Genomic DNA, 13,939 nt, shown 5'->3' with positions numbered 1-13,939 from the left:
GTCCGCCGCATTATGCACGAAGCCGGCGCGACCGGGCGGGCCGTCAGCCTTTGTCCTTGCCCATCGCCGCCTTCATCAGGGCGATCGATTCGGGCATGTCCCAGTCGGCATCGCCCTCGATGCGGCCGAGCTCGCGACCCTTGGCATCGACCAGGATCGACGTCGGCAGCAGGGTGACGTCGAGACCCTGCATGGTCTTGCGCCCCTTGTCGAAGTAGATGCCGAGATTGGCGAGCTTCTGGTCCTTGTAGAACGGCGCGACCTTGGGCTTGGTCGGGCCGTCGATGGACAGCGGCACGATGAGGAACTTGTCCTTCGGGAAGGCCGCCTGCAGCCGGTCGAGGCTCGGCATTTCCTTCACGCAGGGCGCACACCAGGTCGCCCAGAAGTTCAGCAGGACGACCTTGCCCTTGAAGTCGCCGAGCTTCATTGGCTTGTCGTCGGCGGTCTGGATCTCGAGGTCGGGCAGGGGTTTCGGCTGCGCGGCGAGCTTGAACCGCTCCATGGCGCCCCTGGCCATGTCCGGCTTCACGCCGGCCAGGACCGGGGTGGCCAGGGCGGGGAGCGCGACGCCCGCCAGGGCGCCGCAAAGAATGTAGCGCCGGCCAAGTAGGAAATTGGGGACAGGATGTGCCATAAGCCGCGTTCCTAAAGAGATATATGGCTGAATTCATGGCACGGAAGAACACGACTGCGCGAGCAGCCAATCGTCGCTCCAATACGATGTGGGGCGGCCGCTACAAGCTCGGGCCCGCAGAGATCATGGAGAAGATCAACGCCTCCATCGGTTTCGACCGGCGGCTCTACGCGCAGGACATCGCCGGGTCGGTCGCGCACTGTGACATGCTGGTGGCCCAGGGAATCCTGACGGCCAAGGACGGACGCGACATCAAGCGCGGCCTCGCCCAGGTCAAGGCCGAGATCGAGAGCGGCAAGTTCAAGTTCTCCACCAAGCTCGAGGACATCCATTTCAACGTCGAGCAGCGGCTGACCGACATCATCGGCCCGGCCGGCGGCCGGCTGCACACCGCCCGCTCGCGCAACGACCAGATCGCGCTCGACGTGCGGCTGTGGGTGCGCGACACGATCGACAGGTTCGAGGCGATGCTGCAGGACCTGCAGGCCGCGTTGATCGACCGGGCCGACGAATATTCCTCGACCATCATGCCGGGCTTCACCCATCTGCAGACGGCCCAGCCCATCACCTTCGGCCACCATCTGATGGCCTATGTCGAGATGTTCGGCCGCGACCGCAGCCGCTTCGCCGACTGCCGCGCGCGCCTCAACGAATCGCCGCTGGGCGCCGCGGCGCTGGCCGGCTCGCCGCATCCGATCGATCCGCGCAAGACCGCGAAGGCGCTGGGCTTCGACCGTCCGATGGCCAACTCGCTCGACGCCGTCTCCGACCGCGACTACGTGATCGAGTTCATCGCCGCCGCCTCGACGACGGCCGTGCACCTGTCGCGTCTCTCCGAGGAGATCGTGATCTGGTGCTCCGCGCCGTTCCGGTTCATCGCCCTGTCGGATGCCTTCACGACCGGCAGCTCGATCATGCCGCAGAAGCGCAACCCCGACGCCGCCGAGCTGACCCGCGCCAAGGTCGGCCGCATCGTCGGCGCCTTCGTGGCGCTCTGCACCATCCTGAAGGGTCTGCCGCTGACCTACGGCAAGGACATGCAGGAGGACAAGGAGCCGCTGTTCGACGCCGCCGATTCGATGGAACTGGGGATCGCAGCGATGACCGGCATGATCCGCGACCTCAAGGCCAATCCGGAGCGGATGCGCGCCGTGGCCTCGGCTGACTATTCCGTGGCGACCGATCTCGCCGACTGGCTGGTGCGCAAGGTCGGGCTGCCGTTCCGCCAGGCCCATCACGTCACCGGCCGCCTGGTCGGCATCGCGGCCGACAAGGGCATCGACCTCGACAAGCTGTCGCTTGAGGAGATGCAGGCGGTGGAGCCCAAGATCGACCGCAGCGTCTATCGCGTGCTGACTGTCGAGGCATCGGTCAATGCCCGCAAGAGCCTGGGCGGTACTGCGCCGGCAAACGTCGAGCGCGCCGTCGCCGAAGCGCGGCGTCGCTTCCTGGGCAAGGTGGGGGGACGCGGGCGATGAGCGTCTTCGCCTACAAGGATGGCGAGATGCACGCCGAGGGCGTCGCGCTCGCCACCATAGCGGCCCAGGTCGGCACGCCGTTCTACTGCTATTCCGCCGGGGCCCTGCGCGCAGCGTGGCAGGAGTTTGCCGACGGCATCAAGGGCATGAACGCCAGCGTCGCCTACGCGATGAAGGCCAACAGCAACCTGGCCGTCATCCGACTGTTCGGCGAGATGGGCGCTGGCGCCGACATCGTCTCCGTGGGCGAGATGAAGCGGGCGCTGGCCGCCGGTATCCCGGCCCGGCGCATCATCTACTCCGGCGTCGGCAAGAAGCCGTCGGAGTTGATGGCGGCGCTCGAAGCCGGCATCGGGCAGATCAACGTCGAGAGCTCGGCTGAACTCGAAACGCTGAACGCCGTGGCAGGCCAGCTGGGGCGCAAGGCCGACATCACCATTCGGGTGAACCCGGACGTCGATGCCAAGACGCATGCCAAGATCACGACCGGCCGCAAGGAGAACAAGTTCGGCATCGACATCGACCTGGCCCGCGAGGCCTTCGCACTGGCCGGCCGGCTGCCGAACCTGAATGTCGTCGGCGTAGCCATGCACATCGGCTCGCAGCTCACCTCGCTCGCGCCCTATCGCGACGCCATCGTGCGGGTGCGCGAGCTGATCGGGCAGCTGCGCGAGGACGGCCATAGCATCGACCGGTTCGACATCGGCGGCGGGCTGGGGATCGTCTATGCCGACGAGAAGCCGCCCTCGATCGCGGAGTTCATGGCGGTCGTGGCGCGTGAAACCGAGGGGCTCGGCTGCGAACTCGCCTTCGAGCCGGGGCGCCGACTGGTCGGCGAGGCGGGCGTGCTGGTGGGCGAGGTCATCCTCGTGAAGCCCGGTTCGGCCAAGACTTTCGTCATCGTGGATGCGGCGATGAACGACCTCATCCGGCCCACGCTCTACGAGGCCTGGCACGAAATCCAGCCGGTCCGCGAGCCACGCCGCGATGCCGCCACGATCCGTTGCGACATTGTCGGTCCCATCTGTGAATCCGGCGACTTCCTGGCACAGAACCGTGATCTGCCGCCGCTGGCGGCGGGCGACTTGGTGGTGGTACGGTCAGCGGGTGCATATGGGGCGGTCATGGCTTCCAGCTACAACAGCCGTCCGCTGGCGCCCGAGGTGATGGTGGATGGCACGCGGTTTGCGGTTACGCGACCGAGGCCCACTGTCGAGGAAATGATCTCCGCCGAGCGGTTTCCGCCCTGGATGGAGCCGAAAAAGGCCTAACGAAAGGACGTCGATGGACGCCAGCCAGACCACCCCGACGATCCAGGCCCCCGGGCTGGGACGCAAGATCGGTTTGGCGCGGGCGGCTCTGGCATGGGAAGGCCTGTGGCCACGTTTCGTGCCGCTGCTTTCATTCGTGGCGCTGTTCGTGGCCGCCGCGCATCTCGACCTGTTCGCCGGCCTGGATCCGTGGGTGCATACGGGCGTGCTGGCCGCCATCGCGTTCGCCTTCGCCGGGCTCGCCTGGTGGCAGTTGCGTGATTTTGCCTGGCCCACGCAGGAAGCGTCGATCCGCCGCCTCGAGCGCGACAGTGACATTCCGCACCGGCCGCTGGTGGCCGTGCAGGACCATCTGGCCGCCGGCACGGCCGACCCGATGGCCAAGGCGCTGTGGGAGGCTCATCGCCGCCGCGAGGCCGAGCGTCTCGCCGGCCTGAGCAACCGGCCGGCCCATCCTGGCCTGGCCAGCCTCGACAAGTGGGCCCTGCGCTTCGTTCCGCTGCTGGCCCTGGTCGTCGCCATCGCCGTGGCGGGTGGCTGGCGCAGCGACCGCATGGCCGCCGCCGTCACGCCGGCCTTCCCGCCGCCGCCGCCCGTCGTCGCCAACCTGTGGATCGCGCCGCCGGCCTATACCGGCAAGCCGCCGGTCTATCTGGATATGGCCGAGCACGAAAAGATCTTGCGGGTTCCGGCCGGCAGCAAGATCGCCGGTTTCGTCGACGACACGCGCGGTCGCAAACCGCCGGTACTTTCGATCGACGGCAAGGCGACCGAATTCTCGACCGTCAGCAAGGGCAAGTACCAGGTCGAGGAAGTCATCACCGAGGGTAAGCAGATCACCCTGCAGGCGCGCGGCGACGAGCAGGCGCGCTGGAAGCTTCACGTGATCCCCGACCTCGCCCCGACCATCGAGTTCACGCGTCCGATCGGCGTCGACAAGTGGTCGACCAAGATCGAGTACCTCGCCGGCGACGACTTTGGCATCACCGGCGTGCAGCTCCAGATGCGCCTGCATGGCAGTGTGCTGGGCGACGATGCGCTGAGCAGCGACGAGGAGCCCGAGGTGCTGCGGGTCGACCTGCCGGTCGCGGGGAATGCCAAGAAGATCGCCGACACTTTCGTCCGCGATCTCACCAGCCATCCCTGGGCCGGCCTCAAGGTCACGGTGATGCTGTTCGCCACCGATGCGCTCGGCCAGAAGGGCCGCAGCTCGGTCGAGACCTTCCTGCTGCCCGAGCGGGTGTTCAACGATCCGACGGCGCGCGCCCTGATCGTGCTGCGCAAGGCACTGACCCGCGATCCGAAGGGCTATCGCATCGATGTCGCCGACGGCATGCGTCTGATCCATGGGAATCCGTCGAGCTATCGCGAGGATCCGGTCGTCCAGCTCGGCCTGCGCATCGGGTCCGTTCGGCTCGCGCAGAACGACAGCAAGGAGACGATCACCGACACGCAGAAGCTCCTCTGGGATCTCGCGATGCGCCTTGAGAGCGGCGCCACGTCCGACGCCGAGCGCGCCGTCGAGCAGGCCCGCCAGGAGCTGCAGGATGCCATGCAGCGCCAGGCCGGTGACGAGGAGATCGAGAAGCTGATCCAGCAGCTCTACGACGCGATGGCGCGGTGGCAGCGCGAGCTGGCCGAGAAGATGAAGGATCCCGACGAGCGCCGCCGCATGGAAGAGCAGGCGGAAAAGATGGATCCGAACAACACCATCACCGGCGACGACCTGCAGAAGATGCTCGACAAGATTCGCGAGATGGCCAAGAACGGCCAGCGTGAAGAGGCCAAGCGCATGCTCGAGGAGCTGCGCAAGATGATGGAAAACGCCACCCCGATGATGGCGAATCCGAACGGCCAGCAGCGCCAGCAGCAGGGACAGCGCGGCCAGCAGGGCCAGGGCAACCAGCAGGGCCGCGAGATGATGAACCAGCTCGACCAGCTGTCGCGCCGGCAGAACCAGCTGCTGGGCGAGTCCGAGCGCGAGGGCCGTCAGCAGCAGGGGCAGCGCGGCCAGCAGGGACAGCAGGGTCAACGCGGCCAGCAGGGACAACAGGGCCAGCAAGGACAACAGGGGCAGCAGGGACAGGGCCAACCCGGCCAGGGGCAGGGCCAGTGGGGCGACCAGCAGCGCGGCCAGCAGGAAGGCCTGCGCGGCCGGCTGGGCGACTTCATGAAGAAGCTCGACGAGAACGGCCTGCAGATGCCGGAATCGCTGGGACGGGCCGAACGCTCGATGCGCGAGGCCGAGGAGGCGCTGCGCCGCGGCGACCCGCGTGAGGCGTCCCGCGCCCAGCGCCGGGCCCTCGACAACCTTCAGCAGGGCATGGGCGACATGGCCGAGCAGCTGCGTCAGCAGCGCGGCCCCGGCAACAATCAGGATATCGCCGAGATCGAGGAGCGCGAGCGCCGCAGCGAGGACCGCGATCCCCTCGGCCGCTCCGACGGCAATTACGGCGACGCGATCGACTCCGGCGCCGACAAGGTGCCGCTCGAACTGGAACGCCAGCGCAGCCGCGAGATTCTCGACGAACTGCGCCGCCGCGCCGGCGAGCAGCAGCGCTCCAAGGAAGAGCTCGACTACATCGACCGGCTGCTGAAGACGTACTAGCAGGCCTTCGAAAAGGTCGAAGTCGAGACGAATAAACGAAACAAACGAAATAAACGAAACAAATGAAATGAATGTCGCCCCCCCCCCAGACCTACGTCACGGGGAGTGTGGCGCAACATTGTTGCGCGTAGGCCCTTCTGAAAGGTCTATTTCAACAACCTGAACCTGACGGGGCGGCCTGAGCACTCCCCGGCCGAGACAAGAGGGCGCCCTTTAGCCGGCCGTCTTCTCGACCACGCCGATGAAGGGCAGGCCGCGGAAGCGGTGGGCCCAGTCGAGGCCGTAGCCGACCAGGAACTCGTCGCCTGTCTCGAAGCCGACAAAGTCGGCCTTGAGGTCGGTACGCCGCTTGGCGGGTTTGTCGATCAGCGTGCAGATCGAGACCCGCCGCGCGCCACGCTCTTCCAGGAGCTTCTTGGCGAAGCTGAGCGTCAGGCCGGATTCGAGGATGTCGTCGACCAGCAGGACGTCACGGTCGCGCACGTCGTCGACGATGTCGCGCACGATGCGGACGGTGCCGCTCGTCTCGGTGCCGCTGCCGTAGCTCGACAGGGTGACGAAATCCATCGACCAGTCGGCGCCGGCGCGGCTCAGCGCCCGGATCAGGTCGGCCGCGAAGACGAAGCTGCCCTTCAGGACCGAGACGACCAGCGTGTCGGACTCGAGCTTGCCGGCAAGGTCGATCGCCATTTCCTCGACGCGCGAGGCGATCTCGGCGGCTGAGAAGCGGATCGAAACGACCGGACGGTCGGAGGTTGTGCGGTCGGGCAACGTGAACTCCGTCAGCGGCTGGTTAGTCGACGGTCGGCACGATGTTGGTCGCACCCGAAGGAGGTTCTTCAAGCGGCAGCGTGAAGCTCCTGCGCGCACCGGGGGCGATCGGCCCCTCGACCAGCGGCATCGCGCGCTCGGCCAGAACCTGCTCGCCGGCCCGGAAGACCAGCTTCAGGCGCCGGGTCGAACCGGGTGCGGTGCCGGTATTGATCAGTTCGCCCGCCACCACGTAACGCCCGTCGATGAGATCGATCTTGGTCGTCGCCATGTCGATCCCGACACGGGCACGCGCGATCTGGGTCGCATTCTGCGTCGCGTTCGCCGCATCGAGATGCAGCATCGTCCGCCAGGAGGCGGGCAGGCGGGCCTTGATCTGGTCGCGATACGCGTAGCCCGCGCCACCCAGCAGCACGACCAGGACGATCGCATAGGCGATCCAGGCGCCCCAGTTTCTCTTCTTGGGCGCAGGAGGCGTGGTCAGGGCAGGCAGGCCGGCGCCAGGAGGCGATGGCCGGATGACGATGTCGGGTACGGCGGTGGCCGGCGCGGGCGTCGAATCCGACGCGGTAGCGGCGGCCGGCGGCGCATCGGGCTTCTGGAACCAGCGATGACTGCAGCGGACACACTGGACAGTGCGGCCGGTCGGGCCGATCGCCAAGGGGTCGACGGCATATCGCGCGCCGCAGTTGGAACAGGTAAGCTGCATGATGAGCGGGGGATGCCCCACCAGATGTCCTTTGCGCGGCGACACTAGGCCACTACAAGTTGGCATACAAGCAACACGTCGCTCGCGAATACTTTTGAGATGATTGGCCTCCGGCTGCGCTCGTTCTTCTTCAATGTCGGCTGGTACGTCGGCACCACGATCCTCGCCATCGCCGGTTCGCCGATCCTGCTGATGCCGCGGCGCTTCGTGGTCGCCTGGTCGCTCGTCTGGATCGACTTCTGCCTGTGGTGGCTGCGGGTCACCTGCCGGCTGACGCATCGCGTCGGCGGGCTGGAGAACATGCCGACGGGACCGGTCATCTTCGCCTGCAAGCACCAGTCCTCGTGGGAGACGCTGGCCTTCTCGCGTCTGTTCCCCGGCGCCGCCACCGTCATGAAGCGCGAGCTGGTCCTGATCCCGATCGTCGGCTGGGCGATGGCGCGGGCCGGCAACATCGCGGTCGAGCGCGGCGACGGCGCCAAGGCGCTGCGCGGGCTGGTGAAGCAGGCCAAGGCGACCCTGGAAGAGGGGCGGTCGATCCTGATCTTCCCCGAGGGCACGCGCGTCGCCGTCGGCGACGAGAAGCCCTACCAGGTCGGCACGGCGGCGCTCTACCGGCAGCTCGGTGTGCCCGTGGTCCCCGTCGCGCTGAACTCCGGCGTCTTCTGGGGGCGGCGCAAGTTCATCAAGTGGCCGGGCGTGATCGACGTCGAAATCCTGCCGGCAATTCCCCCGGGCCTCGGCCGCGACGTGTTCATGGCCACCCTGCGCGAGCGAATCGAGGGCGCCACGGATCGGCTCGTTGCTGCAGCCCGCAGGCGCGAACAAAAATAGAACGATCTGTTGATATCGACGGGCCTTGGGCCTAGGTTTTCAGGATGGAATGGGCGCCCGTCTCCCAGCGGATCTGGGACATGAAATACCGCTTCAAGAGCACACCGGGTGGCAATCCCACGGCGACTCCGGATGCCGACCTCGATGCGACCTGGTGGCGTGTCGCCCGCGCCCTGGCGGCGCCGGAGCGCGATCCCGAAGTCTGGGCCGGCCGTTTCCACGAGGCGCTGTCGGGCTTCAAGTTCCTGCCGGCCGGACGTGTGATCGCGGGCGCCGGCACGGGCCGCACGGTCACGCTCTTCAACTGCTTCGTCATGGGCACGATCCCCGATGACATGTCGGGCATCTTCGAGAACCTGCGCGAGGCAGCCCTCACCATGCAGCAGGGCGGCGGCATCGGCCACGATTTCTCGAGTCTCCGCCCGCAGGGCGCGCCGGTGGTCGGCGTCGGCGCCGACGCGTCGGGGCCGCTGTCGTTCATGGATGTGTGGGACTCGATGTGCCGCACCATCATGAGCGCAGGCTCGCGGCGCGGCGCCATGATGGCGACGCTGCGCTGCGACCATCCCGACATCGAAGCCTTCGTCGACGCCAAGCGCGACCCCAAGCGGCTGCGCATGTTCAACGTCTCGGTGCTGGTCACCGACGCCTTCATGAAGGCGGTCGGGGACGATGCCGACTGGCCGCTGGTGTTCGGCGGCAGGACCTTCAGGACGGTGAAGGCCAAGGCGCTGTGGGAGCGCATCATGCGCGCGACCTACGAGGTGGCCGAGCCGGGCGTGATCTTCATCGACCGCGTGAATCGTCGGAACAACCTGCGTTATTGCGAGACGATCCAGGCTACGAACCCCTGTGGCGAGCAACCCCTGCCGCCCTATGGCGCCTGCCTCCTGGGATCGATCAATCTCGCCGCAATGGTAAAGGCCCCTTTCACGCCGGAGGCGGCGCTCGATGCCGACGCGCTGGAGCGGCTGGTGCCGCTGGCCGTGCGCATGCTCGACAATGTGATCGACGTCTCGCGCTTTCCGCTGCCGCAGCAGGAGAAGGAGGCGAAGGCCAAGCGGCGCATCGGGCTCGGCGTGACCGGTCTCGCCGATGCGCTGATCTTCTGCGGCGTGCGCTACGGCTCACCCGAGGCGGTGCGGCTGACGCGCGAATGGCTGGGCGCGGTGCAGAGGCTGTCCTACGTTGCCTCGGCCGACATCGCGGCAGAGAAGGGTAGTTTCCCCCTCTACGAACGGGCCAAGTATCTGGCGGGCGAGACGATCAGGGCGTTGCCCGAAGAGGCGCGGACCGCGATCGGTCGCTACGGCATCCGCAATGCGCTGCTCAACTCGATCGCGCCCACCGGTACGATCTCCCTGCTGGCCGACAACGTGTCCTCCGGCATCGAGCCGGTCTTCGCCTTCAGCCACGTGCGCCACGTGCTGCAACCCGACGGCTCCAAGCGCGAGGAGAGCGTCGACGACTACGCGTTCCGTGTCTGGCGCGAGATGAAGGGCAACGAGGCGCCACCGCCCGACGTCTTCGTCGATGCCCAGACGCTGACGCCCGCCGATCACCTCGCGATGCAGGCGGCGGCGCAGGACCATGTCGACAGCTCGATCTCCAAGACCATCAACCTGCCGCGCGACATTTCCTTCGAGGCTTTCAAGGGCGTCTACGAGGAGGCCTATGCACAGAACTGCAAGGGCTGCACGACCTACCGTCCCAACGACGTGACCGGTGCTGTGCTGGAGGTAAAGCCGGCGGAAGCCGAGAAGCCGGTGACGGCGGTGGCGCCGCGCGACAGCGATGTCGTCTACCTTGCTCCGCCGCTCGACCGGCCGGAGGAGCTTCCGGGGCGCACGTACAAGATCAAATGGCCGGGCAGCGACCACGCCATCTACATCACCGTCAACGACGTGGTGCAGGAGGGCCGCCGCCGCCCCTTCGAGATCTTCATCAACTCCAAGAACATGGAGCATTACGCCTGGACCGTGGCGCTGACGCGCATGATCTCGGCGGTGTTCCGGCGTGGCGGCGACGTCTCGTTCGTCGTGGAGGAGCTGAAGGCGGTGTTCGATCCGCGCGGCGGGCAATGGATGGAAGGCCGCTACGTGCCTTCGCTGCTGGCCGCGATCGGCAGCGTGATCGAGCGCCACCTTGTCGAGATCGGCTTCCTGGCGCCGACGGAATCACCCCGTTTGATCGACGCGATCGAGGAGCGCATGCGCTTCGCCGCCGGCTCCAAGCCACCGGCCGGCGGTGGTTCAACCAGTTCGATGGGACAGTGCCCCAATTGCGGTGCGGCGGCGCTCACGCATCAGGAAGGCTGCGACGTCTGCCTGAACTGCGGCTACTCCCGCTGCGGGTGACCGGGATTGTCCGCGCTGGCTCAACCCAGCTCGAGCTCGATCCCGGCCGATTTGCTGACGCCGGCCCCCAGGGTGGCGAATTCGCTGACGAAGGCGGTGTATTCGGCCGGCGCCATCGGCTTGTTGCCCGGCAGCAGCAGCACCTCCTTGACGCGCTCGACCACCTGGGTGCCGAGCTCCGCCGAAAGCTTGGACGCCGGAATGCGGGAAATCGTGTCGGCGGTGCCGCCCGGAGGGAAGGCGGCGATCAACTTGGTCGGCCCGGCCGGCCAGCAGGGGCTCGCCTTGACGGCGGGCACGGCCAGCGAAGAGCCAAGGGTGGCGGCCGATGCGGCCAGGGCGGTACTGCGGGCCAGTTTCACGAAGCGCTCCCGGGGTTCCCTCCCGCCAATGGCTGGCGCGTTCCCCCCGAAATCCTGCAATCGATATGCCCGCGCCAATCAGCCCTTGATTTGCCATAAGGGAGTCCGCAAATCCGGGCCGACCAAGGAGATGTTCGTATGATTCGGCGGGTGATTCTGGCAGCGGCCATCATGGGATGCGGCGCGGCGACTTCCGTGGCCCCGGCCGCCCTGGCGCAGGGGCTGCCCAACTCGCGCAGCGAGCTTGCCTATTCCTACGCCCCGCTGGTCAAGCGCGTCTCTCCGGCCGTGGTCAATATCTACACCACCACAACCGCCCGCGTGCAGCGCCGCCTGCCGTTCCCATTCCCCGGCCTGCCGCAGCAGGGCGGCGAGCGGGTGCAGAACTCGCTGGGCTCCGGCGTGCTGGTGGGCGCGGACGGGCTGATCGTGACAAACGCCCACGTCGTGAAGGGCGCCGACGAGATCCGCGTCGTGCTGGCGGACCGCCGGGAGTTCGAAGCGAAGCTCGTCACCCAGGACGAACGCTACGACCTGGCGCTGCTGCGCATCGAGGGCTCCGACGAGAAGTTCCCGTTCCTCGAACTGCGCGATTCCGATTCGATCGAGGTCGGCGACGTCGTGCTGGCGATCGGCAATCCGTTCGGCCTGAACCAGACCGTCACCAGCGGCATCGTCTCGGCCGTGGCGCGCAGCGCCGGCGGGATCAACGATTCGAACTTCTTCCTGCAGACCGACGCGGCGATCAATCCCGGCAACTCGGGCGGCGCGCTGGTCTCGCTCGACGGCAGGCTGATCGGCATCAACACGGCGATCTACTCGCAGAGCGGCGGTTCGGTCGGCATCGGCTTCGCCACGCCCTCCAACATCGTCGAACGCATGATCTCGACCGGCACGAAGGGCGGCCGCATCGTGCGCCCGTGGCTGGGGGTCAGCATGCAGAGGGTGACGCCCGACCTCGCATCGGGTTTCGGCCTGTCGCGGCCGGCGGGGCTCGTGGTCAAGGACGTCTATGCCGGCGGGCCGGGCGCGCACGCCGGCCTGAAGCGCAACGACGTGATCATCGGCATTCGCGAGCAGGCGATCGACGACGAGGCGGCACTGCGGTTCCGGCTCTCGACGCTCAACGTCGACACCGTCGTTCCGGTGAAGGTCATGCGGGGCGGCAAGGAAGTGGTGGTGCAGCTCAAGCTCGCGGCGCCGCCCGAGGATCCGCCGCGCGACCTGTCCCTGCTCGAGGGACGGCAGCCGCTTTCCGGCGCCTCGGTCGTCAACATGTCGCCGGCCGTCGCCGAGGAGATGGGGTTGGCCGAGTGGCGCCCCGGCATCGTCATCGTCGATGTGAAGAACGGCGCCTATGCCAGCCGCTTCGTGCGCCCTGGAGACATGATCCTGGCGGTCAACGGCCAGGACGTGAAGAACGTCGCCGAGCTCAAGAAGCGTGTTGCCAGCGGCATCAACAGCATCAGCGTCGGTCGCGACGGCGTGGTGTTCCCGGTCCAGTTCCGCTGAGCCGGTGGTAGCGTCGGGTCGTCGTGCCGGCTGAACTCTTCGCCTCGCTCGCCCCGACGCCGCTGGCCGAACGCCTGCGTCCCAAGTCGCTGGACGAGATCCTCGGCCAGGATCACCTGCTCGGGTCCGAGGGGCCTCTCGGGCGTATGCTGGAGGCGCGCAAACTCGGCTCGCTGGTCCTGTGGGGGCCACCGGGGTGCGGCAAGACCACCATCGCCCGCCTGCTCGCGGAAGCCGTGGACCTGCATTTCGAGCCGCTGTCGGCCGTCTTCTCCGGGGTGGCCGACCTGCGCCGCGTGTTCGAGGGGGCCCGCCAGCGCCGCAAGGACGGCAAGGGCACGCTCCTGTTCGTCGACGAGATCCATCGCTTCAACCGCGCCCAGCAGGACGGCTTCCTGCCCTATGTCGAGGATGGGACGGTAACCCTGATCGGCGCCACCACCGAGAACCCGTCCTTCGAGTTGAACGCCGCGCTCCTGTCGCGCTGCCAGGTGCTCGTCCTGCGCCGCCTCGACGACAATGCCCTGTCGGCGCTGCTCGCGCGGGCCGAGGAAGCGCTCGGGCGGAAACTGCCGGTCGACGAGGAGGGCCGTCAGGCCCTGTTCGCCATGGCCGACGGCGACGGCCGGTACATGATCGGACTCGCCGAGCAGCTCGCACAACTGAAGGACAAGGGGCCGGTGCCGCCGGCGCGGCTGGCGACGCTGCTGCAGAAGCGCGCGCCGCTCTACGACAAGGGGCAGGAAGCGCACTACAACCTGATCAGCGCGCTGCACAAGTCGCTGCGCGGGTCGGACGTCGATGCAGCGCTCTACTGGTTCGCGCGCATGCTCGACGGTGGCGAGGACCCGAAATACATCGCCCGCCGGCTGGTGCGCTTCGCGGTCGAGGATATCGGCATGGCCGATCCGCAGGCGCTGACCCAAACCCTGGCGGCCTGGGAGACCTACGATCGGTTGGGATCACCCGAAGGCGAACTGGCGATCGCCCAGGCGGTGATCTATCTCGGTACCGCGCCGAAATCGAACGCCGGCTACGTCGCATTCGGTGCCGCCAAGCGCGCCGCCAAGACGCACGGCTCGCTGACGCCGCCGATGCATATCCTGAATGCGCCGACCAAGCTCATGAAGGAGATCGGTTACGGCCAGGGCTACGAGTACGACCACAATGCCGCCGACGGCTTCTCGGGCCAGAACTACTTCCCCGACGGCATGGCGCGCGAGGAGTTCTACCGGCCGGTCGAGCGCGGCTTCGAGCGCGAGATCCTGAAGCGCCTCGACTACTGGAAGAAGCTCAGGGACAAGAAGCGTTGATCAAGGGAGCGCGCCACTCCAGTGGCGCTCAAGCATTGTCAGTTTAACAAGACATGAGCGCCACTGGAGTGGCGCGCTCCAATGAGG

11 protein-coding genes are annotated in these 13,939 nt (G+C 67.3%); 7 read left to right on the top strand and 4 right to left on the bottom strand.

All coding sequences use genetic code 11. The features are described 5' to 3' along the window. Nucleotides 1-43 precede the first annotated feature (43 nt). A complete protein-coding gene (locus Q0Q48_RS16980; RefSeq protein ID WP_295139971.1) occupies nucleotides 44-637 on the bottom strand; it encodes a TlpA disulfide reductase family protein in 594 nt (197 codons plus the stop codon). A gap of 35 nt (nucleotides 638-672) precedes the next feature. Between Q0Q48_RS16980 and argH the strand changes: the two genes are divergently transcribed. From argH to Q0Q48_RS16965, 3 genes are read left to right on the top strand one after another with little or no spacing between them, the layout of a single operon-like run. Further along, on the top strand, nucleotides 673-2,115 hold the full coding sequence (gene argH, locus Q0Q48_RS16975) for an argininosuccinate lyase (protein ID WP_295139969.1): 1,443 nt from the start codon (nucleotides 673-675) through the stop codon (nucleotides 2,113-2,115). Then, nucleotides 2,112-3,386 (top strand): diaminopimelate decarboxylase, encoded by a 1,275-nt coding sequence (gene lysA / locus Q0Q48_RS16970; RefSeq protein ID WP_295139967.1) that lies wholly within the window; start codon nucleotides 2,112-2,114, stop codon nucleotides 3,384-3,386. The genes argH and lysA overlap by 4 nt, the downstream gene beginning before the upstream one ends. Nucleotides 3,387-3,399: 13 nt before the next feature. Beyond that, nucleotides 3,400-5,994, top strand: a complete 2,595-nt coding sequence (locus Q0Q48_RS16965) for a TIGR02302 family protein (RefSeq protein WP_295139965.1) — start codon at nucleotides 3,400-3,402, stop codon at nucleotides 5,992-5,994. Nucleotides 5,995-6,207: 213 nt separating this feature from the next. Here Q0Q48_RS16965 and hpt read toward each other — a convergent pair whose 3' ends face one another. Both hpt and Q0Q48_RS16955 read right to left on the bottom strand, forming a co-directional pair. Next, nucleotides 6,208-6,765, bottom strand: coding sequence for a hypoxanthine phosphoribosyltransferase (gene hpt / locus Q0Q48_RS16960; protein ID WP_295139963.1), 558 nt, complete (start codon nucleotides 6,763-6,765; stop codon nucleotides 6,208-6,210). A gap of 22 nt (nucleotides 6,766-6,787) precedes the next feature. After that, the gene (locus Q0Q48_RS16955; RefSeq protein WP_295139962.1) at nucleotides 6,788-7,495 is read right to left on the bottom strand and encodes a zinc-ribbon domain-containing protein; all 708 of its coding nucleotides are present in this window, start codon (nucleotides 7,493-7,495) and stop codon (nucleotides 6,788-6,790) included. Nucleotides 7,496-7,573: 78 nt separating this feature from the next. Here Q0Q48_RS16955 and Q0Q48_RS16950 point away from each other — a divergent pair, with 78 nt between their 5' ends. Then, on the top strand, nucleotides 7,574-8,308 hold the full coding sequence (locus Q0Q48_RS16950; protein ID WP_295139961.1) for a lysophospholipid acyltransferase family protein: 735 nt from the start codon (nucleotides 7,574-7,576) through the stop codon (nucleotides 8,306-8,308). 44 nt (nucleotides 8,309-8,352) lie between these two features. Further along, complete coding sequence (locus Q0Q48_RS16945) at nucleotides 8,353-10,665, top strand: adenosylcobalamin-dependent ribonucleoside-diphosphate reductase (protein ID WP_295139959.1); 2,313 nt, start codon at nucleotides 8,353-8,355, stop codon at nucleotides 10,663-10,665. A gap of 20 nt (nucleotides 10,666-10,685) precedes the next feature. Here Q0Q48_RS16945 and Q0Q48_RS16940 read toward each other — a convergent pair whose 3' ends face one another. Next, a complete protein-coding gene (locus Q0Q48_RS16940; RefSeq protein ID WP_295139957.1) occupies nucleotides 10,686-11,027 on the bottom strand; it encodes a hypothetical protein in 342 nt (113 codons plus the stop codon). A 138-nt stretch (nucleotides 11,028-11,165) separates the two neighbouring features. On the opposite strand from Q0Q48_RS16940, the gene Q0Q48_RS16935 reads away from it, so the two are divergent. Both Q0Q48_RS16935 and Q0Q48_RS16930 read left to right on the top strand, forming a co-directional pair. After that, nucleotides 11,166-12,539, top strand: coding sequence for a Do family serine endopeptidase (locus Q0Q48_RS16935; protein ID WP_295139956.1), 1,374 nt, complete (start codon nucleotides 11,166-11,168; stop codon nucleotides 12,537-12,539). 23 nt (nucleotides 12,540-12,562) lie between these two features. Then, a complete protein-coding gene (locus Q0Q48_RS16930; protein ID WP_295139955.1) occupies nucleotides 12,563-13,852 on the top strand; it encodes a replication-associated recombination protein A in 1,290 nt (429 codons plus the stop codon). The last annotated feature ends 87 nt before the right edge of the window (nucleotides 13,853-13,939 follow it).

The sequence above is a fragment of the uncultured Reyranella sp. genome (assembly GCF_945957355.1).
Lineage (GTDB): Bacteria > Pseudomonadota > Alphaproteobacteria > Reyranellales > Reyranellaceae > Reyranella.
This window is presented reverse-complemented; position numbering and strand designations above follow the sequence as displayed.